This is a genomic window from Micromonospora rifamycinica, assembly GCF_900090265.1.
In the GTDB taxonomy this organism is placed as follows: Bacteria; Actinomycetota; Actinomycetes; order Mycobacteriales; family Micromonosporaceae; genus Micromonospora; species Micromonospora rifamycinica.
In genome coordinates this window covers 2961552-2988492 of record NZ_LT607752.1, presented here as the reverse complement: position 1 = coordinate 2988492, position 26941 = coordinate 2961552, and the positions used below count along the sequence as shown (strand labels likewise).

The 26941-nt window shown below is 73.0% G+C and carries 20 protein-coding genes; 8 read left to right on the top strand and 12 right to left on the bottom strand.

What is annotated here, in order from left to right; genetic code table 11:
• Window positions 1-84 precede the first annotated feature (84 nt).
• A complete protein-coding gene (locus GA0070623_RS12105) occupies window positions 85-1317 on the top strand; it encodes an RCC1 domain-containing protein (RefSeq protein WP_089004017.1) in 1233 nt (410 codons plus the stop codon).
• Window positions 1318-1615: 298 nt separating this feature from the next.
• A complete protein-coding gene (locus GA0070623_RS12100; protein WP_084261205.1) occupies window positions 1616-4066 on the top strand; it encodes a ricin-type beta-trefoil lectin domain protein in 2451 nt (816 codons plus the stop codon).
• 80 nt (window positions 4067-4146) lie between these two features.
• On the opposite strand, the gene GA0070623_RS12095 is transcribed toward GA0070623_RS12100, so the two are convergent.
• Window positions 4147-5178: a glycoside hydrolase family 11 protein gene (locus GA0070623_RS12095; protein WP_067305925.1), complete on the bottom strand. Its 1032-nt coding sequence runs from the start codon at window positions 5176-5178 to the stop codon at window positions 4147-4149.
• A gap of 560 nt (window positions 5179-5738) precedes the next feature.
• Window positions 5739-7034, bottom strand: a complete 1296-nt coding sequence (locus GA0070623_RS12090) for a chymotrypsin family serine protease (RefSeq protein ID WP_157517498.1) — start codon at window positions 7032-7034, stop codon at window positions 5739-5741.
• Between the two features lie 320 nt (window positions 7035-7354).
• On the opposite strand from GA0070623_RS12090, the gene GA0070623_RS12085 reads away from it, so the two are divergent.
• A complete protein-coding gene (locus GA0070623_RS12085; RefSeq protein WP_089004016.1) occupies window positions 7355-9847 on the top strand; it encodes an ATP-binding protein in 2493 nt (830 codons plus the stop codon).
• A gap of 53 nt (window positions 9848-9900) precedes the next feature.
• On the opposite strand, the gene GA0070623_RS12080 is transcribed toward GA0070623_RS12085, so the two are convergent.
• The 4 genes from GA0070623_RS12080 to GA0070623_RS12065 all read right to left on the bottom strand — a co-directional run bounded on the left by GA0070623_RS12080 (window position 9901) and on the right by GA0070623_RS12065 (window position 15201).
• Entirely contained in the window at window positions 9901-12012 is a 2112-nt protein-coding gene (locus GA0070623_RS12080; protein ID WP_067305914.1) for a CotH kinase family protein, read from the bottom strand.
• Window positions 12003-12983: a polyphosphate polymerase domain-containing protein gene (locus tag GA0070623_RS12075; RefSeq protein WP_084261203.1), complete on the bottom strand. Its 981-nt coding sequence runs from the start codon at window positions 12981-12983 to the stop codon at window positions 12003-12005. The genes GA0070623_RS12080 and GA0070623_RS12075 overlap by 10 nt, the downstream gene beginning before the upstream one ends.
• Window positions 12984-13292: 309 nt before the next feature.
• A complete protein-coding gene (locus GA0070623_RS12070; protein WP_197700110.1) occupies window positions 13293-14120 on the bottom strand; it encodes a DUF72 domain-containing protein in 828 nt (275 codons plus the stop codon).
• A gap of 169 nt (window positions 14121-14289) precedes the next feature.
• A complete protein-coding gene (locus tag GA0070623_RS12065; RefSeq protein WP_067305907.1) occupies window positions 14290-15201 on the bottom strand; it encodes a hypothetical protein in 912 nt (303 codons plus the stop codon).
• A gap of 165 nt (window positions 15202-15366) precedes the next feature.
• Here GA0070623_RS12065 and GA0070623_RS12060 point away from each other — a divergent pair, with 165 nt between their 5' ends.
• A complete protein-coding gene (locus tag GA0070623_RS12060) occupies window positions 15367-16095 on the top strand; it encodes a Clp protease N-terminal domain-containing protein (RefSeq protein ID WP_067305904.1) in 729 nt (242 codons plus the stop codon).
• A 76-nt stretch (window positions 16096-16171) separates the two neighbouring features.
• On the opposite strand, the gene GA0070623_RS12055 is transcribed toward GA0070623_RS12060, so the two are convergent.
• Together GA0070623_RS12055 and GA0070623_RS12050 are read right to left on the bottom strand one after the other, a co-directional pair.
• Window positions 16172-16690, bottom strand: a complete 519-nt coding sequence (locus GA0070623_RS12055) for a hypothetical protein (protein WP_067305900.1) — start codon at window positions 16688-16690, stop codon at window positions 16172-16174.
• Window positions 16691-16910: 220 nt separating this feature from the next.
• Window positions 16911-17111, bottom strand: a complete 201-nt coding sequence (locus GA0070623_RS12050) for a hypothetical protein (protein WP_067305940.1) — start codon at window positions 17109-17111, stop codon at window positions 16911-16913.
• 159 nt (window positions 17112-17270) lie between these two features.
• Here GA0070623_RS12050 and GA0070623_RS12045 point away from each other — a divergent pair, with 159 nt between their 5' ends.
• The gene (locus GA0070623_RS12045; RefSeq protein WP_067305897.1) at window positions 17271-17972 is read left to right on the top strand and encodes a GNAT family N-acetyltransferase; all 702 of its coding nucleotides are present in this window, start codon (window positions 17271-17273) and stop codon (window positions 17970-17972) included.
• 374 nt (window positions 17973-18346) lie between these two features.
• Entirely contained in the window at window positions 18347-18688 is a 342-nt protein-coding gene (locus tag GA0070623_RS12040) for an STAS domain-containing protein (RefSeq protein WP_157746966.1), read from the top strand.
• A gap of 80 nt (window positions 18689-18768) precedes the next feature.
• On the opposite strand, the gene GA0070623_RS12035 is transcribed toward GA0070623_RS12040, so the two are convergent.
• On the bottom strand, window positions 18769-20310 hold the full coding sequence (locus GA0070623_RS12035) for a glycoside hydrolase family 3 N-terminal domain-containing protein (RefSeq protein ID WP_067305890.1): 1542 nt from the start codon (window positions 20308-20310) through the stop codon (window positions 18769-18771).
• Between the two features lie 352 nt (window positions 20311-20662).
• Here GA0070623_RS12035 and GA0070623_RS12030 point away from each other — a divergent pair, with 352 nt between their 5' ends.
• Window positions 20663-21838: an ROK family transcriptional regulator gene (locus GA0070623_RS12030; protein ID WP_067305887.1), complete on the top strand. Its 1176-nt coding sequence runs from the start codon at window positions 20663-20665 to the stop codon at window positions 21836-21838.
• Between the two features lie 90 nt (window positions 21839-21928).
• Here GA0070623_RS12030 and GA0070623_RS12025 read toward each other — a convergent pair whose 3' ends face one another.
• The 3 genes from GA0070623_RS12025 to GA0070623_RS12015 form a co-directional block, all read right to left on the bottom strand.
• Window positions 21929-23428: a S8 family peptidase gene (locus GA0070623_RS12025; RefSeq protein ID WP_231932757.1), complete on the bottom strand. Its 1500-nt coding sequence runs from the start codon at window positions 23426-23428 to the stop codon at window positions 21929-21931.
• A gap of 355 nt (window positions 23429-23783) precedes the next feature.
• Window positions 23784-24797, bottom strand: a complete 1014-nt coding sequence (locus GA0070623_RS12020) for a hypothetical protein (RefSeq protein ID WP_067305881.1) — start codon at window positions 24795-24797, stop codon at window positions 23784-23786.
• Window positions 24794-25840 carry an ABC transporter ATP-binding protein gene (locus GA0070623_RS12015; RefSeq protein WP_067305937.1) on the bottom strand — a complete coding sequence of 349 codons (1047 nt, stop codon included), beginning with the start codon at window positions 25838-25840 and terminating at the stop codon, window positions 24794-24796. The genes GA0070623_RS12020 and GA0070623_RS12015 overlap by 4 nt, the downstream gene beginning before the upstream one ends.
• A gap of 75 nt (window positions 25841-25915) precedes the next feature.
• Between GA0070623_RS12015 and GA0070623_RS12010 the strand changes: the two genes are divergently transcribed.
• Window positions 25916-26803, top strand: a complete 888-nt coding sequence (locus GA0070623_RS12010) for an ABC transporter ATP-binding protein (protein ID WP_067305878.1) — start codon at window positions 25916-25918, stop codon at window positions 26801-26803.
• Window positions 26804-26941: the final 138 nt, after the last annotated feature.

Here is a 26941-nt window from a genome sequence, read left to right as displayed (position 1 = left end):
GTACGCGGTGGGTCGAGGGAGACCCGCCGGGGCGATGCCGCCTCCACCGTGCAGGATTCGACGTTTGTCTGGGGAGAACAGAGCATGAACGAACAACGGAACAGTCGGCTGTGGGCCCGATGGCGGCGGGCGGCCCGCGCCGCCGTCACCACAGCGGCGGTGTCCCTCGGGGTCGCCGCGCTCGCCGTGGGATTCTCGGCGGGCGCAGCCGTCGCGGGTGCCGGCGTGGCGGAGCGGGGCGCGTCGAGCGCCGCGTTCGCCGCCGAGGTGTCCCGGGTCACCGCCGGTGACCTGCACACCTGCGCGATCCGTACCGACGGGACGCTGTGGTGCTGGGGTGACAACTACGGGGGCAAGCTCGGTGACGGCACCACCACCAACCGGACCAGCCCGGTGCAGGTCGGCACCGCCACCACCTGGTCGCGGGTCGACGCGGGTACCAGCCACAACTGCGCGATCCGCACCGACGGCACGCTGTGGTGCTGGGGTGGCAACTACAGCGGGCAGCTCGGTGACGGGACCACCACGAGCCGGAGTACCCCGGTGCAGGTCGGCACCGCCACCACCTGGGCCGGCGTCAGCGCCGGCGCCAACCACACCTGCGCCGTGCAGACCACCGGCACGCTGTGGTGCTGGGGCCTGAACCGCAACGCGCAGCTCGGCGTCGGCACCTCGCCGTCCCGGGCGACCAGCCCGGTCCAGGTGGGTACGGGCACCACCTGGGCGAGCGTCACCACCGGGTACGCGCACAGCTGCGCCGTGCAGACCACCGGCACCCTGTGGTGCTGGGGCGACAGCACGGACGGCCAGCTCGGCGTGGGCATCCTGGGCTACCGGGCGACCCCGGCGCAGGTGGGCACCGCGACCACCTGGGCCGGCGTGACGGCCGGGCACGCGCACACCTGCGCGGTCCGCACCGACGGCACCCTGTGGTGCTGGGGTGAGAACGGGTACGGTCAGGTGGGCGGCGGCACCGGCGTCCAGACCAGTCCGATCCAGGTCGGCACCGCCACCAGCTGGACCAGGGTCGAGGCGAGTGTCGACTCGTCGTGTGCGCTGCGTACCGACGGTGGCCTGTGGTGCTGGGGCAACAACGGCTTCGGGCAGCTGGGTGACGGCACCACCACCCACCGGTCCGCCCCGGTCCGGGTCGGCACCGCGACCACCTGGACGCAGAACCTGGCCGTCAGCTACCACAGCTGCGGCGTGCGTACCGACGGTGGCCTGTGGTGCTGGGGCAACAACATGTCCGGGCAGCTGGGTGACGGCACCACCACCCACCGGTCCGCCCCGGCGCAGGTGGTCCTGCCGGGCTGACCGACGCCGTGTCCCGTCGATCCGGCCGCCACCCGTCGGTGGTGGCCGGGTCGACGGGCGCGGGGTGCCCACCGGGCGTATTCATCTGATCTTTTCCGGCGACGCGTTCCCGGATCGTGGTGGAGCTGTCCCGATTCGGCGGTAAAGGTGCGGGGTCGGCCGTTGACCGGCGAACGGCACGGTGCCTAACATACGACGTCTAATCATTGACGGTCGCCGATTTCTATCCTGCGTGGGGTACGGCAGTCCGATGTGCGCCGTACCGCTCCGGGCCGGAAACGGCTGGGAGGCGAGTCAGATGTTCGGAGCAGAGAGTCGTCCACACGGCACCGGTGGCGGCGGGTCACGCCGCCGACGGTGGCGCAGCGGATGGCGGCCACGTCGGTTGGCGGCGTCGATGGCCGGAGCGGCGGTGGCGGCGGCGGCCGTACTGACCGGATTCGCCTCCCCGGCCCAGGCGGCGACCGCCATCACGATCAACGGTGGGTCCGGTGGACGGGTGCTGGACGGGGTCGGCGCGGTCAGCGGCGGCGGCGGCAACAGCCGGCTGCTGATCGACTACCCGGAGCCGCAGCGCAGCGACATCCTGGACTACCTGTTCAAGCCGGGCTACGGCGCGGCGATGCAGCTGATGAAGGTGGAGATCGGCGGCGACACCAACTCGACCTCCGGCGCGGAGCCCAGCCACGAGCACACCCGGGGCAGCATCAACTGCAACCGGGGCTACGAGTGGTGGATGATGGAGCAGGCCCGCGCCCGTAACCCCAACATCGCCCTGGTGGGCCTGGCCTGGGGAGCGCCGGGCTGGATCGGCAACGGCAACTTCTGGTCCAACGACTCCATCGACTACCTGGTGGCCTGGCTGGACTGTGCGGGCACCCACGGGTTGACCATCAACTACCTCGGCGGCTGGAACGAGAAGGGCTACAACACCGGCTGGTACAAGAACCTGCGCTCCACCCTCAACGCCCGCGGCTACAGCAACGTCAAGATCGTCGCCTCGGACGACTTCGGCTGGGGCGCCGCCGACGACTCGCTGCGCGACCCGGCGTTCGCCACCGCCGTGCAGGTCTTCGGCAGCCACTACGTCTGCGGCTACCGCAGCGCCCAGACCAGCTGCCCCAGCTCCAACAACGCCGTGTCCACCGGCAAGTCGCTGTGGGCCAGCGAGAACGGCTCCGACGACTACAACGCGGGGGCGCAGGCACTCGCCCGGGGCATCAACCGGGGCTACCTCGACGGCAAGATGACCGCGTACATCAACTGGCCGGTCATCGCCGCCATCACGCCCAACATCCCGTGGGCGACCACCGGCGTGGCGGTGGCCCAGCAGCCGTGGTCCGGGGCGTACTCGATCGGCAAGAACGCCTGGGTGATGGGGCACACCACCCAGTTCACCGCCCCGGGCTGGCGCTACCTCGACGCGTCCAGCGGATACCTCGGCGGCAACCGCAACAACGGCAGCTACGTCTCGCTGAAGTCCACCAACAACAGCGACTACAGCACCGTCATCGAGACGATGGACGCCAGCGCGGCGCAGACCCTCGACTTCACCGTCACCGGCGGCCTGTCCACCGGCACGGTCCGGGTCTGGTCGACCAACGTGCGGTCGAACAACACCGCCGACCACTTCGTCCGGGGTAGCGACATCACCCCGAACGGCGGGCGCTTCTCGCTGACCGTCCAGCCCGGCTACGTCTACAGCATCACCACCACCAGCGGGCAGGGCAAGGGCACGGCGGTCAGCCCGGCGCAGGGCACCCTGACGCTGCCGTACACCGACACCTTCGACTCGTACGCCACCGGCCGCGAGGCGCGGTACCTGATGGACCAGCAGGGCTCCTTCGAGATCGCCGGCTGCGCCGCCGGCCGCACCGGGCAGTGCGTCCGGCAGATGTCCGAGCAGGCCCCGATCTACTGGACCTCCGGCCAGGCCGAGCCGTACACCCTGCTGGGCGACCTGAGCTGGCGCAACTACACGGTCTCCTCGGACGTGCTGCTGGAGAAGTCCGGCTACGCGCAGCTGATCGGGCGCGGCAACACCTACAACCACCAGGGCCCGCAGAACATGAACGGGTACTACTTCCGGGTCACCGACGGCGGGGCCTGGTCGATCCGGAGCAACAACACCAGCGGCAACTGGCGCACCCTGGCCAGCGGCAACACCGCGGCGCTGGGCACCGGGCGGTGGCACAACCTGGCGTTCACGCTCAACGGCAGCACGCTGACCGCCGCCATCGACGGCAACACCGTCGGCACGGCCACCGACTCCACCTGGGTCGCCGGCCAGATCGGGTACGGCACCGGCCAGGGCGTCACCGCCCAGTTCGACAACCTCTCGGTGACCGCCGTCGGCTCCCCGGGCACCCCGACCGGCGAGATCCGGGGCGCGGGCTCGAACCGGTGCCTGGACGTCAACGGGGCCAGCCAGACCGACGGCGCGGTGGTGCAGATCTGGGACTGCAACGGCGGCGCCAACCAGCGCTGGTCGCTCAGCTCGACCAACCAGCTCACCGTCTACGGCAACAAGTGCCTGGACGTGCCGAGCGCCGCGTCCGGCACCCGGGCCCGGATCTGGAGCTGCACCGGCGGCACCAACCAGCAGTGGCGGCTCAACGCCGACGGCACGATCGTCGGGGTCGCCTCGGGGCTGTGCCTGGACATCAACGGCGGGGCCACCGCCAACGGGTCCGCCGTCCAGCTCTGGACCTGCAACGGCGGCAGCAACCAGCAGTGGATACGCGGCTGACCGCAGGCAACGCCACGGCGGGCGGTCCCGGTGTCACCGGGGCCGCCCGCCGCTGTGTCGTGCTCAGGAACCGGTCGGGGTCAGGCCGTTCGACAACTGACCGTCGGCCAGGTCCAGTTTCCGTTCGCCATGATGGTGATGCCGAAGTTGTTGCCGTTGCCGTTCGGCCTGGCGGTGACGGTGCCGCTCGTGCCGCTGACCGAGGCGTTCCAGCTGTTCTGGATGCTCTGGCCGCCGTTCAGCCCGAGACTGACCACCCAGTTGCTGGTGCCGCTGACCGCGACGTTCAGGTTGAACCGGTCACCCCACTGCTCGGCGGCCGAGAGCACCGCGGTGCAGTTGCCGCCGGAGGGCGGGGTGGTCGTCGGGTTGGCGGTCGGCCCGCTGGTCGGGTTGCCGCCGCCACCCTCGCGGACGGTGATGTCGGAGCTGCCCTGGCTCTGGTAGCCCTCGGTCGCCATGATCTGGTAGCTGTGGTTGGTGCCGAGGTTCAGGCCGGCGCGGGCCCAGGCGTCGAAGTGGTTGGCGGTGGTGATGGTACCGCTGCTGCGCTTCTGCTGCCGGACGCTCCAGTACTGGTAGAACGTCTGGATGCCGTCGATCGACGGGGCGTTGGTCCGCAGGCTACGCAGGATGTCGTAGGTGCCGCCGTCGGTGGTCACCGTGCCCAGCCGGGTGGCGCCGTTGCTCGGGTTGTAGCTGCCGAAGTTCTCGACCACGTAATACTCGATGAGCGGGTTGCGGGTCCAGCCGTACAGGGCGAGGTAGGTGTTGTTGTTGCCCGGGTTGTAGGTGCCCGAGTAGCTGACCGTCCGCCGGGTGCCGGTGGCCCAGCCCTTGCCGCCGACCCAGTTGTTGGTGCTCCGGTCCCAGCTGCTGCTGTAGCGGCCGTCGGCGCGCAGCGTCATGCTGGCGTTGCCGTTGTCCTTCCAGAACGAGAAGAAGTAGCCGTTGTGCGTTCCGGTGAGGTTCGAGGTGAGGGTCCGGTCGTTCTCGGCGTACGCGTTGGGCGAGGCGATGAACGTGCCGGTGACGGCGAGCGCCGCGGCGCACGCGGCGCTGAGGAGCAGCCGGACGCGGCTCCTTCGCGGCCTGGTCGAGGTGTCCTTCATGTGCGTTTTCCTCCTCGTGACAGCTGGCCGGAGCCAGCGACGCGGCGCGACCCGGCGGCCTGTCGGTGGCCAGGTGCGGCAGCCGGTCATGCGGTGTGTGTCACCACGCGGAGTCGTCCAGCGGAATCGGGGACGGGTCGCGGTGGGGTGGTGGCGACAGCATCGAGTGCTGTCGATGGCGACGGTAGGGCGTCGATCCTCCACCTGTCAACGACTTTCCGAAAGATTCCCGAAACTCTATCGTAACAAGATCGCTCGCTCCGACCGGGTTGCCGCTGGCCGGCGGCCGTGTCGACGGCTCGGATCCGGCCCGGTCGACCACTGTGGTGTGCCGGCCCGGGGGAGTGGTCGGAAGGGGTAGCTCGAAACTTCCGAGACCGATCCGTGATCCGATCCGTGCCACCCGTCCGACGCCGCCCCCGCCTTCGGCCGTCCCCGCCTTCGGCCGTCCCCGCCTTGGGTCGTCCCCGCCTTGGGCCGGACATGCCGGTCGGCGGCCGGGCCGACGCGGATCGCGCCTCGGCCCGGCCGCCGGATCTGATCGGCGGACGTCGGGGTGGTCAGCCGAGGATCACGCCCGAGGCGCCGACGCCGGCCATCCCGGAGATGATGTCCTCGTAGTACATCCGCCAGGCGCACTTGCGGCCGGTGGGGACGTAGCCGGTGCAGGCCGTCAGCGTGTTGGTGTCGTCGATGGCGGTGTTGGTGCCGGTGGCCCAGACCTGGAGGGTGTTCGCCCCGTTGACGATCTCCACCGGGCCGCCGCTGTCGCCCTGGCCGACCGCGTTGGTGCGGGTGGTGCTCTCGGCCTGCACCTGGCCGCAGACCGTGGCGAAGTCACGTACGTTGATGCACAGGTCGCGGGCCTTGACCTGGATCGAGCAGCGGGTTCCGGAGTATGCCCCGGAGGTGCAGACGAAGTTGCCGACCTGGCTGGCCAGCGCGCCGATCACCTGGTTGTTGAACTCACTGACCACGTTGCCGGCCGCGTCGGTGCTGTTGTTGAAGACCCGCCCGCCCGCGCTGGCCGTCAGCAGCAGGGTGTCGGTGCCGGTGTTCCGGACGCCGACGGCGCCGATCGTCTGCCCGGTCGGGTCGGCGGCGACGACGTTGATGTTGGCGCAGTGCGCGGCGGAGAGCACCCGCGCCGCTCCGGCCCGGAAGACCCCGAAACCGGTCGAGCAGCCGCCACCGGTGGCGGTGTTGCGCCACGCGGCGCCGCCCCACCACGGGGCGGTGTCGTCCCACCGGGTGGCGGGCGCGGCGGCGACCCCGGTCTGCACGGTGACCGGGACACCGGCCAGGCTCGCCGCGCCGGGCAGCCCGTTCTGCGTACCGACGAGCAGGCCGGCACCGTCGGCCCGCGGCCCGACCGTGGTGAGCTTGTCGCCGGCCGAACGGCGCAGCTTGGCCGCCGCGGCCACCAGCTCCCGCCGGGTGTACGCGGCGGGCAGCACCCGGGTCGGCACGGTGGTCCGGCTCACGGCCACCATGTCGGCCGGCGGCTCGCCCTTCCAGTAGACCTGCAACTGCCGGGCGGTGGGGTCGGCGACCACACCCGCGAAACCGGACTTCGGGTTGCGCTCCGCCAGGCTGGTGATCCGGGCGGCGGCGGTGTTCATCCGCTGCTGCAACGTCAGCAGTTCCTTCCAGGAGGCGAAGCCCCCGGGCACCGGCGTGCTGTCGACGAACGAACCGGTGGTGGCCGCCTTGCCGGGCGGCGCCGTGGGAGCGGGCGCGGCGCTGGCCGGTGCGGCGGCCACCCCCGCGACGAGCATCGTGACGCCGAACGCGGTGGTGGCGACGCGACGCAGCACTCCCGCCGACCGCGGTGCGGTCGGGTGTGGACGAGTCATCAGGTATCCCTTCCCCAGTGATCTGCGGTGCGGGCGTCAGCCCGCCCTGGGGACATTGGCAGGTCACGGGGGTGTCCGGCGGTGCATCCTGGACACCGCTGGACACTCCCGGACAGCGCAGGACGGGCGGTCGTCGGACGGTGCTGGCAGACCGGCCGAACGGCTGTCGACCTGCGGTCGGCGCAACAGGTCCGACGTGGAACTGTCATACATCGGCAATGGCCTACCGGCGTCGCCCGGCCGGTTCTACCCTCCCGGTGTCGCATCCGGGGCGACGGGGATGCCCGGGGGGTGGAGGCCGAATGTCCGACCAACGCCGAATGTCCGACCAACGGGGACCTGCGGGCACCCGGCAGCCGGCGGCCCGGGCGGTCCGCCCCGCGCCGGAGGCGCACCGCCTGGACACCGACGCGCAGACCGTGCCGGACCTGGCCGGACTGCTGCGCCAGCTCCGCCGCCGGGAAGCCCGGCAGCAGGGCGAGACGCCGCTGACGTACCGGCAGTTGGCGGCGAGGACCGGCTGGTCGCGGGGGGTGATCGGGGAGTACTTCGCCGGCAACATCCTGCCCCCGCCGGAGCGGTTCGACACCCTGATCCGGCTGCTCGGGGCCACCCCCGCCGAGCAGGGGGCGCTGGCCACCGCGCGGGACCGGGTCGAGGAGCGCCGCCGGCACACGAACCCGGACCACCCCGCCCCGGGCCGGCCCGCCCGGGCCTCCGGGGCGCGGACCAGGAGCGGCGGCACCCGGGCCGGCACACCGGTGGCCCGGGTGCCGGTGCCGCGTCAACTGCCCCCCGCCCTGCCCGGTTTCGTCGGCCGGGCCGCGCAGCTCGATCAGCTCGACGCCGGCCGCACCGGCCACGACGCGCCGGGCCGGGCCGGGCCGACCAGCACCGTGGTCCTGTCGGGGACGGCCGGCGTCGGCAAGACCGCGCTGGCGGTGTACTGGGCGCACCGGGTCGCCGACCGCTTCCCGGACGGTCAGCTCTACGTCGACCTGCGCGGATTCGACTCCACCGGTGCGATGGTCACACCGACCGAGGCGGTCCGGGGATTCCTCGAAGCCCTGGGCGTGCCGCCCGACCGGATTCCCACCCACCTGTCCGCGCAGGTCGGTCTCTACCGCAGCCTGCTGGCCGACCGCCGGATGCTGGTGTTGCTGGACAACGCCCGGGACGTCGACCAGGCACGCCCCCTGCTGGCCGGCAGCCCGAACTGCCTCTGCCTGGTCACCAGTCGCCACCGGCTGGCCGGCCTGATCACCGCCGAGGGCGCCCGCCAGATCACCGTCGACCTGCTCAGCACCGACGAGGCGTGGGAGCTGCTCGCCCGGCGGCTCGGCGCGGACCGGTTGACTGTCGAACCCGCCGCGGTCGACGAGATGATCGAACGGTGCGTACGGCTGCCCCTGGCGCTGGCCGTGCTCGCCGCGCGGGGAGCGGCGCATCCCACCTTCCCGCTGGCCACCATCGTCGCCGAGTTGCGCGAGGCGCCGCGCCTGCTGGACTCGTTCGACGGCGGGGACACCGGCACCGACGTGCAGGCGGTCTTCTCCTGGTCGTACCGGAACCTGACCCCACCGGCGGCGCGACTGTTCCGGCTGTTCGGCTGCCACCCGGGACCGGACACCGGGGTCGCCGCGGCGGCCAGTCTGGCCGGCCTGCCCCGGGACCGGACGGCCCGGCTGCTGGCCGAGCTGGCCCACGCGCACCTGCTCACCGAGCACGCGCCCGGCCGGTTCGTCGCGCACGACCTGCTCCGGGCGTACGCGGCCGAGCTGGCCGAGCGCCTCGAACCGGTCGAGGAGCGGCAGGCGGCCCTCCAGCGTGGACTGGACCACTACCTGCACACCGCGCACGCGGCGGCCCTGCTGCTGCAACCGGGCCGGGATCCGGTGGTGCCGGTCGCCGCCCTGCCCGGGGTGACCCCCGAGGAACCGCCCGACCACGGTCGGGCGCTCGCCTGGTTCACCGCCGAGTACCCGGTGCTGCTGGCGGCGGTCTCGCACGCCGGGCGCACCGGGTTCGACGGCCACGCCTGGCAGCTGGCCTGGGCGCTGGTGGACTTCCTCCAGCGGCGGGGGAACTGGCCGGAGCTGGTCGTGGCGCAGCAGGCCGCCCTGGCCGGGGCACGTCGGGCGGCCGACCTTCCCGGACAGGCGAACGCCCACCGTGACCTGGCCCGGGCGCTGAACCGGTTGGGTCGGGTGGACGAGGCGGTCGAGCACTACCGACAGGCCCTGGCCCTGTTCGACGGGCTGGGCGACCACACCGGGCAGGCCCGCACCCATCGGGCGTTCGGCGCGATGCTCGACGGGCTCGGCCGGCACGCCGAGGCGCTGGAGCACGGGCAGCGCGCCCTGGCGCTGTACCGGGCCGCCGGCCACCTGGCCGGGGAGGCCAGCGCCCGCAACGCGGTCGGCTGGGCGTTCGCCCAGCTCGGCCGGTACGGGCCGGCGCTCGACCACTGCTCGCGGGCGCTGACGCTGCTGGCCGCGACCGGTGACCGGCACGGCGAGGCGAACACCTGGGACAGCCTCGGCTTCATCCACGACCGGCTCGGCCACCACCGGCGGGCGATCCGCTGCTACGGCCGGGCGTTGGTGCTGTACCGACGGATCGGCGACCGGTACGACGAAGCGGACACCCTGACCCGGCTCGGTGACACCCGGCATGCGCTCGGGGACGTCCACGGCGCCCGCCGGACCTGGCGGCGGGCGCTCGCCGTCTTCGAGGACCTCGGCCACCCGGACGCGGCCCGGGTCCGTGACCTGCTGACCCCGGCCGCAGCGGGGAGCCCGGCGGCGGACTGACGATCCGTCGCCGCCCCGGCACCGGGGCGGGCCGGGGCGGTGACGGTGGGTGGTCAGCTCGTCGTGCAGCTCGGCGTGGGGGTGCCGGGGTTGCCGGTGGACGAGCCGAGGAACCCGAACGTGGTGCTGGTGCCGGGGGCGAGGGCCCCGTTGTAGGAGACGTTGCGGGCGGTGACCGTCGCGCCCTGGCTGGTGACCGTGGCGTTCCAGGCCTGGGTGACCCGCTCGCCGTTGGCGTACGTCCAGGTCACGGACCAGTTGCTGAGCGCGGCCGGGCCGGCGGTGACCCGTACCTCGCCCTGGAATCCGCCGGTCCAGCGGCTGGTGACCGTGTACGTCGCGGTGCAGCGGGGGGTGGCCGGCGGCGGGGTCGTGGTGGGCGGTGGCGTGGTGGTGGGCGGTGGCGTGGTCGGGGTCGGTGGCGCGGTCGTCGGTGACGGGGGCGGGGTGGTGACCGGGCCGCCCCAGCCGGCGGTGGAGTCCAGCCAGGCTGCGCGGCGCAGCATCCAGTCCCGCATGGCCTGGACCTGGCCCTGCCAGGTCGGCGCGGTCGGGGTGTAGAAGGGGCCGACCATCGGTGCCGTCAGGTTGGGCCACCGTTGGAAGTTGCGCTGGGCGCCGTTGGCCAGCGGTGCCGCCAGGGCGTCGATCCGCGCCTGGAGGGCACTGTCGGCGAGCAGGCCCCGGCGCAGGCTCTGCCAGCGGGACCGGAGCTGGTTGACGAAGGCCGGATCGCGTACCAGCTGTGGGAACCAGTCGTTGGCGACCGGTTGCCGGGTCTGCTGGTACTGCCAGCCGGCGATCTGGTCGTTGCCGAAGTAGCCGCCGACGCCGAAGCTGAGGTCGTAGTCCCACAGCGGGCCGGCGAAGATCTTGGTGTCGCGGTCCTTGTAGAAGTACGCGCTGCGGATGTAGGAGTCCATCTCCCGGCTGAGTTCGTTGAGGACCATCTGGTCCACGAACGAGTCGACGTCGATGTACTTCCGGTAGCCGGTGACCGGGTCGGCGGAGTTCGCCGCCCGCAGCACGTCGTGGAACTCCTGGACGTGGCCCCGCAGCCAGTCCCGCTGGGGTGCCTGCAAGGGGGACGGATCCCGCACCTCCAGGTAGTTCCAGCAGGTCGCCGCCGGCCCGGTGCAGGTCAGCGTCGGCTCCTCGGCGGCCAGCCACTCGAAGCTCCAGATGTACCCGCCCTGGATCTTGGGCAGGGTCAGGTCGTCCTCGTCGAGCTGCTTGAGGTTCAGCCGGTTCTTGGCGTTCTTGATCGTCTCCACCAGCATGTAGACGCCCATGTAGTCACCGGCGGCCACCGGGGCGGCGTCGGTGTTGAGGTAGAACTCGACGAACCGGTATCTCGGTGCGGGCATGCCCATCTCGCGCCCGAGATCGTAGACCAGCGCCTCCCGGATCAACGCCTTGTCGCTGAACGGCCCGCGCAGCACCCAGTCGGAGTCGGCCGGCATGCCCAGCATCGGATAGTCGGCGTCGTCGTTGTCGTTGCCCCGCAGTTCGACGCGGTACGGCGTCTTCTCGAACGACGCCGACGACTGGCCGCGCAGGTGGAACCCGGCGCGGGTGGCGACGGTCGGGGTCGCCGCCAGCGAGGTGGTGCCGCCGCCGGGCTCGAAGACCATGGCGGTGGCGTCGAGGTACTCGCGGCCGGGCTTGCCCGCCCCGTACGAGTCGAGCAGGACCACCGGCAGGTCGTGGGCGGTGGCGACGTTCTGGGCGACGTACATGGCGGTGCCGGGCGCACCGGAGGCGGTCTGGCCGACGAAGGCCTGGACCCGCAGCTGGGTGGTCCGGGTGAACCGTAACGGTGTGCCCGCGTACAGCGGTGACTGCGCGGTGGGCGGTCGGCCGTCGGTGGTGTAGCGCAGCTGCGCGCCGCTGACCGTGGTGCTCAGCGACACCGTCACCTCCCCCTGGAAGGTGCCGCTCGGCCGCGAGAAGACGATGTCGCCGACGAGGTCGTCCGCTGCCCCGGCGGCGGCCACGGCGTCGGCGGCGGAGGTGTCCAGTCCCGTGGTGACGCCGGCGCGGGTGGGGGGCCGGGGGGACGGTCCGGCGTCCGCCTGTGCCGCGTACGGCACGAGGAGCCCGGTGACGAGCACTGCCACGATTCCGGCGCTACGCCGGGAGGGGGTGCGAACGGTCAGACGCACGATGTCTCCTGTCCGGTTCGGATGACGCGGGTGGGCGGCCCCGCCGGGACCGGTGGCGGGGCCGGCCGGAAGTGCCGGCGCAGGGTCCGTCGCCATGGTGTGTCCGGCAGCTCCGGTCGCAGGGCGGCGAGGCCGGTGGCGTACTTCGAGATGCGGGCGGGTCTGGTGCCGCCCTGCCACAGCAGCCGGTCGACCGGGGACGCCGCCGATCGGGTCTTGGTCTCGACCACGGCGACAGCGGGCAGGTGCAGGGTGTGGTGGTCGTCCTGCCAGCACAGGTCGGTGTCGATGGTGACCCGGCTCTCGGTCGTCGGCAGCAGCAGCGTCGTACGGCGGTAGCGGGTGACCAGCACCGGTTCGAGGTGACCGCCGACGGGGGCGGATCGGACCGAGCCGTGGCCGAGCGCCCGGTCGACGAACTCCCGCCCCGACCGGACGGTGCGGCGGTCCTCCGGCCGGTACGGCAGCCGGTGCTTGGTGACCAGCCCGCGGGAGCCGCTGAGCTTGACCTCCAGCCAGCACTCGGCCGAGTCGAGGTAGGTCCGGGTCCGCACCTTGAAGCGCCGCCGCCGCCGGTACGCCGCACCGTGGTAGCTGGCCAGGCCCGGGGTGTCGAAGTACACCGACTCGTAGCGGAAGGACCGTGCGCCGTCGATGTCCAGCACCAGGGCGTGTGGGATGAGCCGGTCGAGCAGGCCCGGCAGCTCGTCCAGCGCGACGAGGTACTTGCGGTCCACCCGGCTCTGCAGCGCGGCCCGCTCGATCAGCTCGGCCAGCCCGACGCCGGGCAGCTCCGCCAGCGCCGGTGCGAACGGCGGCGGGACCGTCGGGGCGCTCCCACCGGGGACCGGCGGGCCGGCGACGGTCGCCGGGGCGGGACCGCCGCCGGCGGTCACCGGCGCCGGGTGGTCCCCGACGGTCGCCGGAGCGGATTGGCCCGTGCCGGCCGGGCCGGTTGCGACCTGCGACATCTCTCGGATTCCTCCTGGCTCGTCGGCGGTCGGGTCCGACGTCGCCTGCGTCAGCTCGGGGGAAAGCCCCCGGCGGGACGGCCGGAGCCGATCACATTTTCGGTAAACTTTCGGTGACTATTTCGGTACTGTAAGTCGAACATCGGGTAACGTCAATACACTGGTCCAGCTTCGACGGCTGACCAGGCTGCCTGTCGACATTCCCCGACATGGCTGGATGGGCGAGGTGGAGGCGGCGGTGGGCCACTCTCCCGACAGGGAATCCCGGGGCGGCGCTCGAAACTTTCGGCCTTCGGTGTCGGTCGAGGGTCAGAACAGGGTGAGCGGACCGACCGGGATCGGCTCGGGCAGAGCGGCCAGGTGCGGTAGCCGGACCCGTACCTCGTCGTGGAAGCGGCGGGCGAGCAGCGGCGCGTCGGCGTTGTCCGGGGTGTGCACGAACACGGTCGGCGAGCGGCCCTCCCGCAGCCAGTCGGCGGTGGTCTCCACCCAGTGCCGCCAGCCCTCGACGGTCTCCGTCTCGGCGTCCCGGCCGAGGTACCGGACGACGGGCCGGTCGGTCAGCGCGACCGACCGCAACGGCATCCGGGGTTTCTTGCCCCACGCCTCCCGTTCCGCCTCGCTGGTCGGCGGCCTGCGGAAGAACGCGGTGGTGTCGAACGGGATCCACTCGGTGCCCGAGGGGGCCAACGCCTCCTCCAGCAGCCGGGTGGCGCGGGGGTCGGTGAAGAAGGCGGGATGCCGGACCTCCACGGCGTACCGGTGGGCCTCGGGCAGCCGGCGCAGGAAGTCGGCGAGCACGGGGACGTCCGACGGGGTGAACGACCCCGGCAACTGGAGCCACAGGGCGTGCACACGGGTGCCGAGCGGCTCGATCGCGTCGAGGAAGACCCGCAGCGGTCCCTCGGCGTCGACGAGCCGCCGCTCGTGGGTGACGACCTTCGGAAGTTTGAGGACGAAGCGGAAGTCCGGCCCGGTCTGCCGGGCCCAGGTGGCCACGGTCTCCCGGGCCGGGGTCGCGTAGAACGTGGTGTTCCCCTCGACCGCGTCGCACCAGCCGGCGTAGTGCCGCAGCCGTTCGTGGGCCGGCAGTGGGTGGGCGATCAGCCGGCCCTGCCACGACCGGTGGGTCCACATCGCGCAGCCGACGTGTAGCCGCATGATCCCGATCCTCCCGCAGCACCGACCCGATCCGTCGCCGCACGGTATCGGAGCCGCGCCGGTCGGCGTCGGGCGGTCGGCACGACGGCGGGGTACGGGTGCGGCGGCCCGCCCCGCGATCGGGACGGGCCGCCGCGGCGGCGGATCAGGTGATGGAACCGAGCAGGAAGGTGGCGGAGCAGGTGACCCCGCCGACGTTGGTGTAGTAGGCCAGGTACTGGCGCTGCACGGTGCCGTCGGAGTTCACCACCTGCTGGTAGTAGCTGCTGGTGGTGCCGAACTGGCAGGTGCTGGCGGCGACCGCCGGGTTGAGGCCGGGCAGGTAGACCAGCGTCGTCGGGTTGGCGTTGTACCACACCGATCCGCTGCTGGCCGACGGCGCGAGCGTCCCGGCGGACCAGGTGGTCGAGGTCGAGGTGCTGCCCAGCAGGGCGCTGCCGGCGCAGGTGATGGTGCCGACGTTCTTGACGGTGAAGTAGAACCGCCGCTCACCGTTGGTCTGCCGGGAGTACCAGGAGCTGGTCACCTCGAGCTGGCAGCCGGTGGTGCTGGTGGCACCGCTGGGTGCGATGCCGGGCAGGAACGCCACGTTGGCCGGGTTGTTGTTCCACACCGAGGTGACCGTGCCGCCCGGGGCGATGCCGCCGAGCGCCCAGGTGGCCCCGGAGGTCAGTGAGCTGAGCATGACCTGGGTGCCGCAGGCGATGGCGCCGGTGTTGCGAATGGTCCAGTTGAACCGGCGCTCGCCGCTGTAGAGCTGGGTGTACCAGCTCCGGGTCACCTGGAACTGGCACGGCTGGCTGGTGCTCGCCCCGGTCGGGGAGAGCCCCACCTGGTAGACCGCTCCGGCCGGGTTGTTGTTCCACTGCCAGTTCTGGGTGGCGCCCGCGGCGAGGGTGCCCGAGTACCACGAGGCGACCAGGGTGGTCTTGGCGGCCCGGTCGGCGGTCTGCCCGCCGGCCTCGGGGGCGGCCGACGCGGCGGTGGCGGCGAGGGCGGTGGTGACGAGCAGTGCGGCGGTGGTGAGGGCGGCGAGGCGTTTCATCGTTCTGAGCATGGGGGGACGGGACCTCCTCAGGTCACAGTGACCGATTTCGATAACTGGCCCCATCGATGTTGCGGTACGAGATCGCGGAATCACGGCGAGTGTCGGGATTTACTCACCACCGCGTTTCGTCAACCTCTGGTTGACGGTGAGCTTTCGTCAACCTATGGTTGACGCATGACGGAATCCGCGAAACTCCCGAACCCGGTAAGCCTCGACGAGCTGATCCAGGCGATCAAGAAGGCCCGCCCCGACGCGCTCGACCAGCTCAGCGACGCGGTGCTGGTCGCCGACCACCTCGGCGACCTCGCCGACCACCTGATCGGCCACTTCGTCGACCAGGCCCGCCGTTCCGGCGCCTCCTGGACGGAGATCGGCAACAGCATGGGGGTGAGCAAGCAGGCCGCCCAGAAGCGCTCCGCCACGAAGGCCGACGCGGCGGCGGCCCTGGACCCCAACGCCGGTTTCAGCCGCTTCACCCCCCGGGCCCGCAACGTGGTGATCGCGTCGCAGGAGGAGGCCCGCACCGCCGGCAACCTGGAGATCCGACCGGAACACCTGGTGCTCGGCCTGCTGGCCGAGCCGGACGGCCTCGCCGTCAGGGCTCTGGTCGCCGAGGGGCTGAGCCCGGAGGCCGTCCGCGAGGCCGCCACCGCGCCGCTGCCCGCGCGGGCCGACGACGTACCCGCCCTGATCCCGTACGAGGCGCAGGGCAAGAAGGTCCTCGAACTCACCTTCCGGGAGGCGCTCCGCCTCGGGCACAACTACGTCGGCACCGAGCACATCCTGCTGGCCCTGCTGGAGTTGGAGGACGGCACGGGCGTGCTGTCCGGGCTGGGGATGACCAAGGAACGGGCCGAGACCCAGGTGGCCGCCGCCCTCGCCGGGGTCGCCGGCGGGCAGTGACGGCCGGCGGCCTACCGTCCCGGTGGCCGTGGCCGGACGCGACAACGGGGGCGCGTCCGGCCACGGCCGGGGTCACTCAGTCGACCGCGGGGAATCCGTAGCGCAGCGCGTGCTCCGGGTCGGCGGGGTCGATCTGGCGCAGCCCGGCATCGGCGAGGCGCTTGTTCACCTCGTCGAGCTGCTCGCGCACCAGGCGGGCCTCCTCCTCGGTGACCCGCCCCCGGTGCGGCCTGCCGGCATGGTCGAGGGTGCCGTAGTCGATCTTCTCGGCGCTCTTGCGGGCCTTCGGCGGGCGGACCCGCTCGGCCGTCTTCAACAACTGCGCCATCGGCGTGTCGGTCGCCATGGCGTCGAACTCACTGGCGGTCAGCACCACCCGGCGGGGCTCCCCACCGGCGTGCCCGTCGTGGATCTCGACCACCGCCACGTCGAGTGCTGCATCGTCGAGGCTCTCCACCTCGGTCACCGTGGCGTCCAGCTGCACGGGCCCGGCCACCAGGTCGGGATGCTCCAGCACGACGACCCGGACCACCTCGTCGTCGGGACGCAGCACCGTGCCACTGAAGTCGGAGACGTGGATCGTCTTCTTGCCCATGCGCTGCGCTTCTCCTGTCGCTGGCCGGAATCGACCACAAGACGCTACCCGACAGGTGTGCGAACGCCCCGGCCGGACACCCCGGCACGACTGTCGGCAGGTGGTGGATCGCGCTGCGGCGGCCCCGCGCTGTCACCCGTGGGCGGTGGCGGTGCCGGCCTGTCCGTGACGGATCTGTGGAAGGGGCCGGATGTGGACCCGGCAGGGCGGATCCGGCGGCTCAGTGGGCGGTGAGGCCGCGCCGGGACGAGCAGCCGGCGGGCAGGCTGTCCAGCTCGGCCCAGGAGAGCAGGGGGTCGGCACCGTGCCGGCACCGGGCCTCCCGGTAGCGCGGTTGGGCGGGGAACCGGCCCGTGGTCTCCGCCGTACCCCAGATCGGCGGGCTGTCCTGCTGGTACCGGTCATTCGTTTGTCTTGGCATGACCATTACCGTCCCAAAGAAAGGTGTACATGTATGGAAATAGATATGACGCACGGTCGATGGGCCGGGTTCCGGGCAGGCTAGGGTCACGATCCCGCTTGTCCCTACCCGTGCGGCGGCGTCGGTAATCCGACGCGCGACGGGACGGACCGGCGTACCGTGGATCATGGAAGTGTCGTCACCGGGGAGGGGCGGGCGGTGCTGGACCGGCGGTTGCACCTGCACCTGGCGACCTGGCTCGGGCGGTGGCCGGCCGGGCCCGGCCTGCACGTGGTCGGCTCGCGGCGGCGGACCCGCCCGGCCTGGGACGGCCGCCCGCGCCCGGCCGTCGCGGTGCGGGCCGGTGACAGCACCGTGCTCTCCGTGCCGCCGCACCGGGTCGAGGCCATCCGGGTGCTGGCCGGACGACCAGGATCCGCGCTGTACGAGGCCCTGCCGGCGACGGTCGGGCAACCGGGCTGGGTGGTCAACGACGACGTGTTCCGGTGGTGCCTCGCGCCGGCGGCCCTGCCCGACGTCGGGACCTGGACCGCTCCCACCGATCCGGCCCTGCCGCGCTGGCTGCGCCTGTTCGACAACGACGTGCTCGTGGTCCGTGACGCCGACGGCGGTTACCTGGCCGGCGTCGGGATCAAGCGGCACGACGCGCACGGGCAGGAGCTTGCGGTCGGCACCGCGCCCGCGGGGCGTGGCCGGGGACTGGCCCGTCGGCTCGTCGCCCAGGCCGCCCGCCGGGTGCTCGACGAGGGGGCGGTCCCGACCTACCGGCACGATCCCGCGAACATCGGCTCCGCCCGGGTCGCCGAGGCGGCCGGTTTCCCGGACCGGGGCTGGTCCTCGTACGGCGTCTATCCGCCCTGACCGGGGCGGCGGACGAGCGGGGTGCGGGCGCGGACCGTGGATCCCGGGCCGGATCCACGGTCCGCGGCCTGTCCCAGGCCCCACCGAGACCGGCGCGGGTGCCGGTCGCCCTCAACGGCGGTCACGCTACGTGCTCGTATGGCTGCGATGCAAGGGTTATGCGGCGGGTTGCCGCTGTCCGAAAGTGGACTTGACCTGCGGTGGGAGGAAAATGCCGCCCTGTGCGCCGGTAACTCAGGGTGCGCGGTGCGAGTGTTCGGGGGTACGGGTGGTGCTGGTCGCGGAAGCTGTCAGGGGTCAGCGGTATGGTCGGGCGTCGCGGCGAGGGTCGGCGCGGGCGGGCCGGGTGGCCGGCTGACCAGGAGTGGACGGGCATGCAGCTACCGACGCCGAGCGGGGGGCACGGCCGGGTGGTGCTGAACCCGGTGGGTGACCTCGACATCGCCACCGTCCCCGGGCTGGAGCGCGCTCTCGACGAGGCCCTCGACCGGCCCGGCCTGCTGGAGATCGTCGTCGACCTCGCCGCCGTCACCTTCCTCGACTCCACCGCGGTGGCCGCGCTGCTGCGCGGAGCGGCCGAGGCGGTCGGTCGGGGCGCCACCCTGCGGCTGACCGAGCCGCAACCGGTGGTGGCACGGGTGCTGCGGATCACGGCGGTCGGTCCGCTGCTCGGCCTCCCCGGCGACCACGGCGACCCGGCCCCCTGGCGTCGCTGACACCCGCCCGTAGCCGGCACGACGTGGCCGACCCGCCGGCCGCCGCCCCAGCCGGCCGCAGCCCGCCGCCGGCCGTCCGCTCAGCCGGTCAGGCCGAGCGCCTCGGCTGCCGCGCGACCGTTGGCGTGGCTCGCGCCGTAGGTGGTGACGAACGCCCGCACCCCGGCCGGCCGCCACCGCCCCGGCCAGCCCATCTCCACCACCGTCACGGGGTGCGTCCCGGCCAGCGCCGCGACCAGGGCCGGGCCGCCAGGCAGCCGGTGGAGGTTCCGCCCGACCAGCACGATCGGCCGGTCAGCGGCGAGTCGGCGTACCGCCGCCGGATCGGTCTCGGCGCTGACCACCCGGATCTGCTCGACGGCACGCAGGTGCGGACCCAGCCCCCAGGGCACCCGCCCCTCGGCGATGGTGCCGTCGGCGTGCACCTGCACGACCAGGGGCTGGTCGAACCCGGTCAGGTCGCCCTCCACCCGGACGGCCCGGCGCGCGGCCTCGTACCCGATGCCGGTCGGGACGCTGCCGGTGAGTCCGCTGCCCGTCGGCCCGCTGCCGGTGAGTCCGCTGCCCGTCGGGACGATGCCGGTGGGCACGGGGCCGGGGCGGGCGGGGCCGGGTGGGACGGCGCGGCGGGTCCAGGCGGCGAGCGCGGCCGTCCGGGCGGCGGCCTGCTCCACCCGTCGCCGATCCAGCCGGCCGTCCCCGATCGCCCCGACGATCTCGGCCACCACCCGCTCGACCAGCGCGGCGTCGACCTTCGCGCCCAGGCAGAGCAGGTCCGCACCGGCGGCCAGGGCGCGGACGGCGGCCGACCCGACCCCGCCGGCGGCGACGGCCGCCCCCTTCATCTCCAACGCGTCGGTGACCACGACACCGGTGAAGCCGTACTCACCGCGCAGCAGGTCGACCAGGACGGCCCGGCTGAAGGTGGCCGGCCCGTCCCCGGTCAGCGCCGGTACCCGGATGTGCGCCGTCATGATCGCCTGCACGCCCGCGTCGACGGCTGCCGCGAACGGCGGCAGGTCGCGCTCCCGCAGCAGCGCCGGACCGGCGTCCACAGTGGGCAGCTCGTGGTGCGAGTCGGCGACGGTGGCACCGTGACCGGGGAAGTGCTTGGCGCAGGCCGCCACGCCGACCGACTGGAGACCCCTCACGGCCGCCGCCGCGTGGGCCGCCACCCGGGCCGGGTCGGCGCCGAACGCACGGGTGCCGATCACCGGGTTGTCGTCGGCGGTGTTGACGTCGACCGTGGGGGCCAGGTCGACGGTGACACCGACGGCGGCCAGCTCGGCACCGATCGCCGCGTGGATCCGCCGGGTCAGCGCGGTGTCGTCGACCGCGCCGAGCGCCGCGTTGCCCGGGTACGGGCTGCCGGTGGCGTGGGCCAGCCGGGTGACGTCGCCGCCCTCCTCGTCGATGGCGACCAGCACGTCGGACCGGACGGCCCGCAGCGCGGCGGTGCTCGCCGCCAGCCGGGCCGGGTCGTGCACGTTGGTGCCGAACAGGGTGTGCCCGGCCAGCCCGTCGGCGACCAGCTCGACCGCCCAGTCCGGCGGCAGCGGTCCCGGGTACGCGGCCAGCAGCGTGCCCAGCACCAATCGGCGCAGTCCGGCATCCCGCCCCACCTGGACCTCCTCTTTCCCCGTCGTCCGACCCGCTCCGCCCCACCCGCCCGATCCGTCCGGCCTGCCCCATCTGACCCGACCGGCGCAGGCGGCCCGGTCGCCTCCGGTCCCTCGCCCGGTCGTCTCCGGTCCCTCGCCCGGTCGTCTCCGGTCCCTCGCCCGGTCGCCTCCGGTCCCTCGCCCGGTCGTCCCCGGTCCACCGCCCGGCGGCCGGCAGCGCCGGACGGCACGAGTGGCGTCGCGGGCGGCCGGGTCGTCGGAGTTCCCCGTTACGAGGTGGCCGATACGCTACGGACAGCCCTGATCAGCGCGCTTCGGTTAGCAGAGTTTACGGAAAACCAGAGGACATGGCATGAGTGCGACCCGGCTGCCCGGCACCCCCCGACTGTTGCGGGCGCTCAACGACCGTGCGGCGCTGGAGCTGCTGCTCGAACGCGGCCCGCTCACCCGGGCCCGCCTGGGCGAGCTGACCGGCCTGTCCAAGGTCACCGCATCGCAGCTGGTCGAGCGGCTGGAGGAGCGGGGGCTGGTGGCCCGGGTCGGCGAGCAGGCCGGCGGGCGGGGGCCGAACGCGCAGCTCTACGCCGTCCGGCCGGGCAGCGCGTACGTGGTCGGGGTGGACGTCGGCGCGGAACGGGTGGTCGCCGCCTGCGCGGACATCACCGGTGCGGTGGTCAGCCAGGTCGAGCAGTCCACCCGGGACACCGACGACCCGGTCGGCGTGGTGCACACCGCGGTGGTACAGGCGGCCAGCCGGGCCGGCGCGCAGCTCGACAGCGTACGACGGGTGGTGCTCGGCACCCCCGGCCTGGTCGACCCGGCCACCGGGGACATCACCTTCGCCTTCAACCTGCCGCGCTGGCACCGGGGGCTGCTCGCCGCGCTCCGCGAGGACCTGCACACCCCGGTCGTCTTCGAGAACGACGTGAACCTGGCCGCCGTCGCCGAGGCGCAGTCCGGCGCGGCCCAGGGGCTGGCGGACTTCGTCCTGGTCTGGGTGGGCGCCGGCGTGGGTCTGGCGATCATGCTGGGGGGCCGGCTGCACCACGGCAGCAGCGGCGCGGCCGGCGAGATCGGCTACCTGCCGGTGCCGGGAGTGCCGATCCCCCGGGACGTCTCGCGCCGGGCCAAGCCGGCGTTCCAGCAGCTCGCCGGGGCGGACGCGGTCCAGGCGGTGGCCCGTGAGCACGGCATCGACGCACCCGACGCGGCCGAGGCGGTGCGCGCCGCCATCGCCGCCGGCACCGCCGGTGGCCCGCTGCTCGACGAGCTGGCCCGCCGGCTCGCCCTCGGGGTGGCCAGCACCTGTGTGGTGCTGGACCCGCCGCTGGTGGTACTCGCCGGTGAGGTGGGGCAGGCCGGTGGCGTGGCGCTGGCCGAGCGGGTGCAGCAGGAGGTGGCCGCGATCACCCTGGTCCGGCCCCGGGTGGTGCCCACCGGGGTGACCGAGGAGCCGATCCTGCGGGGGGCGCTGCGCACCGCGCTGGACGCGGTGCGGGACGAGGTGTTCGGGTCGACGATCGGCTGACCGTCGACCCGACGCTGGTGTGCCGGCGGGCGGGAGCGGCGGGGCACGGTCCCGGAACCGCGCCCCGCCGTCGCCCGGCGGGACGGCCGATCAGCTGAGCAGGTAGCCCAGCAGCCCTTCGCCGGCCTGTCCCTCACAGTTCGGGTCCGGCGAGTCGAAATGCTCTCCACTACCGCGCGCGACGCACCGGTAGAGCCCCTGGTAGGGCACGGCCGGCGGGTTGTCGTAGGCGTAGCCGATCACCCCGAGGAAGGAACGCCCCTCGCAGTTGGCGGACGGGGAGGTGAACCGGTCGTTGTTCACCTGGCACTGGTAGAGGGGATGGGTGCCGGCGACCTGGGTGGTGAGGACCTTGCCGAGGCTGCCCTCGGGCTGGTAGCCGCCGCCCGGGTGGGTGGTGGAACTGACGTGGTCCCGGCCGGGCCAGAAGTACCGGGTGAGCGTGGCGCTGCCGGGGGAGGGCGGGGCCGATCCCGTGTACAGCAGGCGGTTCGGCGAGCCCGTGCCCGGGTTGGTGATCTTGTTGGGGGTCGAGGCGTCGAAGAGGGTGGCGGCCACCTGGGCCGGGGTGAGCCCGGGGTTGCCGGCCAGCACCAGCGCGGCGGCGCCCGCGACGTGCGGGGCGGCCATCGAGGTGCCGCTCAGCGAGGCGGTGGCGGTGTCGCTCGCGTTGGACGCCGAGACGATGCCCTCCCCGGGGGCGAAGATGTCGGTGCAGGTGCCCCAGTTGGAGAACGACGCGCGGGCGTCCGCCGTGGTGCTGGCGTTCACGGTGATCGCCTCGGCGACCCGCGCCGGGGTGAAGCCGCACGCGTCGGTGCTGTTGTTGCCGGAGGCGATGGAGTAGACGATGCCGTCGGCGATGGAGGTGCGGACCGCGGATTCGAGGGTGCTGTCGGCACCGAGCGCGCCGAGGCTCATGTTGGCCACGGCGGGCACACCGGGGGCGTGGTGACCGGTCACCCAGTCGACGCCGGCGGTGACCCCGGCCAGGGTGCCGTTGCCGCTGCAGTCCAGCACCTTGACCGCGACCAGGGAGACCCCCTTGGCCACGCCGTACTGGGAGCCGCCGATGGTGCCCGCGACGTGGGTGCCGTGGCCGTTGCCGGAGCAGTCCGCGTCGATACCGTCGCCGACGGTGTTGGTGCCCCAGGTGGCCCGGCCGCCGAAGGTGCTGTGCGTGGTCCGGATGCCGGTGTCGATCACGTACGCCCGCACCGTGGACGCCGTCGACGGGTACGAGTAGCTGGCGTTCAGCGGCAGGTCGCGCTGGTCGATCCGGTCCAGACCCCAGGACGGCGGACTCGGTTGGGTGTCGAGCGCCCGGACGACCCGGTCCTGCTCGACGTACGACACGTCGGCCTCGGCCGCCAGCCGTCGGGCGGCGGCGCGGGTCATGGTGCCGGCGAAACCACGGACCGCGTGCTGGTAGGTGTGCGCCACCTCGATGTCGTACTTGGCGGCCAGCCGTCCGGTCAGCGCGGCCACGTTCGCCCGAGCCTCGGCGGTGCCGTGCTCGTCGAATACGACGAGGTAGTTGTCGGCAATGGCGTCCGGACCCCCACTACCGAGTACTTTTCCCACGGCCATTGCTGGGCTTGCCATTCCCATGGTCGAAATGGTTGCCGCAGTGGCCACGGTGACCAGGGCTGCCCGGAGGCGACGGTGTTTCCGAAGCTGATCCATGCCGGTAAATAATTCAATCTTCGTGACCGACTGTCAATGCACGGATTCGCTCCGTCTAGCCCGTGGGCGGGTGCCCGGATTCCTTCCCGCAGCACCGCGGCGAAGTGTGGAGGATGGGATTCCTTCCGGTCTTCCCCGGCCGGCGGCCACCTAGCCCGGAAAAGCGTATGGCGAGCAATTGTTGTCGCGGTGCATTGCCCGCGATGCAATTTCCGGGCCGTTTGGGCGGAGCGCGGGATGAGAGCAGGTCGCGGTACGCCTAGACCAGGTCGCGGCGGCGGAACGCGGCGAACGCGGCCCCGGTGACCGTACCGGTCAGCGCCAACAGCACCAGCAGCGCCGGCCCCCAGGTGATCACGTAGGTGCCGCCGTCGCAGATACCGCTCCCCGGCGGGCAACCCGTGTCGTCCCAGAACTCCAACCGGCCGGACAGCCACGCGCCCAGGTAGTTGGAGAGCATCAGCAGGTCCGGCCGGGCCACGTCGAGGATCTGGAGCACCAGCCGGCAGCCCACCTCCCACACCACCGCGTACGCGGCGACCGCGCCGAGCGCCGCCGAGGTGTGCCGGCCCAGCGTGGCGATCCCGAAGCCGAGCACCGTCGCCAGCAGCACCAGCACCAGCCCCCGCCCGTAGATGGCGCCGAGCCCGCGCCAGAACTCCCCGTCCAGCGGACCCGGCACACCGGCCGTCTGCCCGATCGTCCAGAAGGTGCCCAGGTAGAGCGCCGACGCCAGCACCGAGAGCGCGGCCACCACCCCGACCAGGGTGCCCAGCTTGGTGCCGAGCACGGTGAGCCGGCCCGGCCGCCAGAGCAGCAGGTTGACCACCCCGCCGGAGTTCAGGTCGGCACCGATGTACGACGCGCCCACCAGGAACCCGAACAGCACCAGGAACGCGATCAGGAAGTAGAGCAGCCCCCGTGCCTCCTGGGCGAAGACGAAGACCGACGACAGGTAGTCGGTGGCCAGCGGCAGCCGCTCCATCCGCGCCGGGTCCAGCTCACCACAGTCGGCCGGCACGTAACCGGCGTCCTCGGTGATCGGGATCTCGCCCGCCCGGACCCGCAGGCAGCGGGTGTGCTCCGCCTCCATCACGGCAACCGCCTGGGCGGCCTGCGCCTGCGCGGCGGACAGCTCCCTCGGTGTCGGCCGGTGCGACCCGAGCAGGGTCGTCGCGGTGGTCACCGTGAAGGCCACCGCGAGCAGCAGCACCATCAGCTGGACGAAGCGGCGGGCGGCCAGCCGCTCCACCTCGGCACGGACCAGGTTCACGCGTCCACCCTCCGACCGTCGTTGCGGTCCAGTTCGATCAGCCGCCCACCGCCGGGATCGGTGCCGCCCGGGTCGGCGCCCCCGGTGCCGGTGCCGTCCGGGGTGGTGCCGTCCGCCTGCCGGGGCGGGGCCGGCGCCGCGGTCAGTTCGAGGAAGACGCTCTCCAGGTCCGGCCGGATCGGGGTCAGCTCACGGACCCACAACTCCTGCCCGCCGAGCGTGCTGCTGATCAGCTCCGGCTCCCGGGTGCCACCGACCACCAGCAGGTCGTCGGGATGGGCGGTGACGGTCAGCCCGGCCGCCCGCAGCAGCTCCGCCCCCCGCCCGGGGTCGCCCACCCGTACCTGCCACTCGTGCTGGTCGTGCCCGGCCAGTACGTCGTCCACCCGCCCGGCGGCCACCCGGCGACCCCGCGAGATGATCGTGACGTGGTCGCAGATCAGCTGGATCTCGCCCAGGATGTGGCTGGACACCAGCACCGTCACCCCGGACTCGGCGAGCGTACGCATCAGGTCCCGCATCTCCCGGATGCCGGCCGGGTCCAGCCCGTTCGCCGGCTCGTCCAGGATCAGCAGCTCCGGATTCTTCAACAGCGCCGACGCGACGGCCAGCCGCTGCCGCATACCCAGCGAGTAGCCCTTCACCCGGTCCTGGCCACGGTCGTGGAGGCCGACCTGCTCCAGCACCTCGTCCACCCGGGACGTCGGCACGCCGCCGGCCACCGCCAGCAGGCGCAACGTCCGCTGGCCGGTGAAGTTGCCGAAGAACTGCGGGCTCTCCACGATCGCACCGACCCGGCCGGCGACCCGGGCCAGCTGCTCCGGTGCCGGTTCGCCCAGCACGCGCAGCTCACCGGCGTCGGCGTTGACCAGCCCCAGCAGGGCGCGCAGCGTGGTGGTCTTGCCGGAGCCGTTCGGGCCGAGGAAGCCGTGCACCTGACCCGCCTCGACGACCATGTCGAAGTCGTCCACCGCCACCCGGCCGCCGTGCCGCAGCGTGCGGAACGTCTTGCGTAGGCCGGTGATCTCGATGACCGCGCTCATCCGCACCACCTCTCGTCTCGTGCAGGCGTGGGTCGCCCTCCCGGTGTGGTGACCAACGACACGGCGCTTCACCCTATGGCCGGACCGCCGCCCGTGGGGGACCACCCCGGGACTGCGTGGTTGGATGGAGCGGTGACTGGTGACCCGCTCCCCGCCGCAGCCGCTCCCTCGACCGTGGACGCGGATCTGGTGGTCAGCCTGGCCGGCGTTGCCGTCCGGCGATCCGGCACCGCCCTGCTGCACGACATCGACTGGCAGGTCGAGCTGGACGAGCGCTGGGTGGTGCTCGGTCCCAACGGCGCCGGCAAGACCACCCTGCTCGGCCTCGCCTCCGGCCGGCTGCACCCGAGCACCGGCGTCGCGCACGTGCTCGGCGACCGGATCGGCCGCACCGATCTCACCGAGCTGCGCACCCGGATCGGCCTGACCACCGCGGCGGTGGCCGAGCGGATCCCCGCCGAGGAACGGGTCAGCGACGTGGTGGTCACCGCCGCCTGGTCGGTCGTCGGCCGCTGGCGGGAGAACTACGACCCGGCCGACGAGGCCCGCGCCCGCGCCCTGCTCGGGCAGCTCGGTGTCGGCCACCTGGCGGACCGGACGTACGGCACCCTCTCCGAGGGCGAGCGCAAGCGGGTGCAGATCGCCCGCGCCCTGATGACCGATCCGGAGCTGCTGCTGCTCGACGAACCGGCCGCCGGGCTCGACCTGGGTGGGCGCGAGGACCTGGTCGGCCGGCTCGCCGAGCTGGCGTACGACCCGGACGCGCCGGCCATGGTGCTGGTCACCCACCACGTCGAGGAGATCCCGCCCGGCTTCACCCACGCGATGTTGCTGCGCGACGGCGGGGTGGTCGCCCAGGGGCTGCTCGCCGAGACGCTGACCGGTGACAACCTCAGCAAGACCTTCGGCCTGCCGTTGGTGGTCGAGCGCCGCGGCGACCGCTGGACCGCCCGCGCCGCCTGACCGCCCGCGCTGTGCCGGCCCTCGCCGGTGGGCGGCCGGGCGCGCTGGCCCGTGTCGTCCGGCGGCCCGTGTCGTCCGGTGGCGTGCGTCGTGTGACGGCCCGGGGTCGTGGGACGGTTCGGGTCGTCGCACCGACCG

Excerpts from the sequence above, each read along its gene's own strand:
- GA0070623_RS12105 (WP_089004017.1), top strand. The coding sequence starts at position 85 with ATGAACGAACAACGGAACAGTCGGCTGTGGGCCCGATGGCGGCGGGCG.
- GA0070623_RS12100 (WP_084261205.1), top strand. The coding sequence starts at position 1,616 with ATGTTCGGAGCAGAGAGTCGTCCACACGGCACCGGTGGCGGCGGGTCA.
- GA0070623_RS12095 (WP_067305925.1), bottom strand. The coding sequence starts at position 5,178 with ATGAAGGACACCTCGACCAGGCCGCGAAGGAGCCGCGTCCGGCTGCTC.
- GA0070623_RS12090 (WP_157517498.1), bottom strand. The coding sequence starts at position 7,034 with ATGACTCGTCCACACCCGACCGCACCGCGGTCGGCGGGAGTGCTGCGT.
- GA0070623_RS12085 (WP_089004016.1), top strand. The coding sequence starts at position 7,355 with ATGTCCGACCAACGGGGACCTGCGGGCACCCGGCAGCCGGCGGCCCGG.
- GA0070623_RS12075 (WP_084261203.1), bottom strand. The coding sequence starts at position 12,983 with ATGTCGCAGGTCGCAACCGGCCCGGCCGGCACGGGCCAATCCGCTCCG.
- GA0070623_RS12070 (WP_197700110.1), bottom strand. The coding sequence starts at position 14,120 with ATGTGGACCCACCGGTCGTGGCAGGGCCGGCTGATCGCCCACCCACTG.
- GA0070623_RS12065 (WP_067305907.1), bottom strand. The coding sequence starts at position 15,201 with ATGCTCAGAACGATGAAACGCCTCGCCGCCCTCACCACCGCCGCACTG.
- GA0070623_RS12060 (WP_067305904.1), top strand. The coding sequence starts at position 15,367 with ATGACGGAATCCGCGAAACTCCCGAACCCGGTAAGCCTCGACGAGCTG.
- GA0070623_RS12055 (WP_067305900.1), bottom strand. The coding sequence starts at position 16,690 with ATGGGCAAGAAGACGATCCACGTCTCCGACTTCAGTGGCACGGTGCTG.
- GA0070623_RS12050 (WP_067305940.1), bottom strand. The coding sequence starts at position 17,111 with ATGCCAAGACAAACGAATGACCGGTACCAGCAGGACAGCCCGCCGATC.
- GA0070623_RS12040 (WP_157746966.1), top strand. The coding sequence starts at position 18,347 with ATGCAGCTACCGACGCCGAGCGGGGGGCACGGCCGGGTGGTGCTGAAC.
- GA0070623_RS12030 (WP_067305887.1), top strand. The coding sequence starts at position 20,663 with ATGAGTGCGACCCGGCTGCCCGGCACCCCCCGACTGTTGCGGGCGCTC.
- GA0070623_RS12025 (WP_231932757.1), bottom strand. The coding sequence starts at position 23,428 with ATGGCCGTGGGAAAAGTACTCGGTAGTGGGGGTCCGGACGCCATTGCC.
- GA0070623_RS12015 (WP_067305937.1), bottom strand. The coding sequence starts at position 25,840 with ATGAGCGCGGTCATCGAGATCACCGGCCTACGCAAGACGTTCCGCACG.
- GA0070623_RS12010 (WP_067305878.1), top strand. The coding sequence starts at position 25,916 with ATGGCCGGACCGCCGCCCGTGGGGGACCACCCCGGGACTGCGTGGTTG.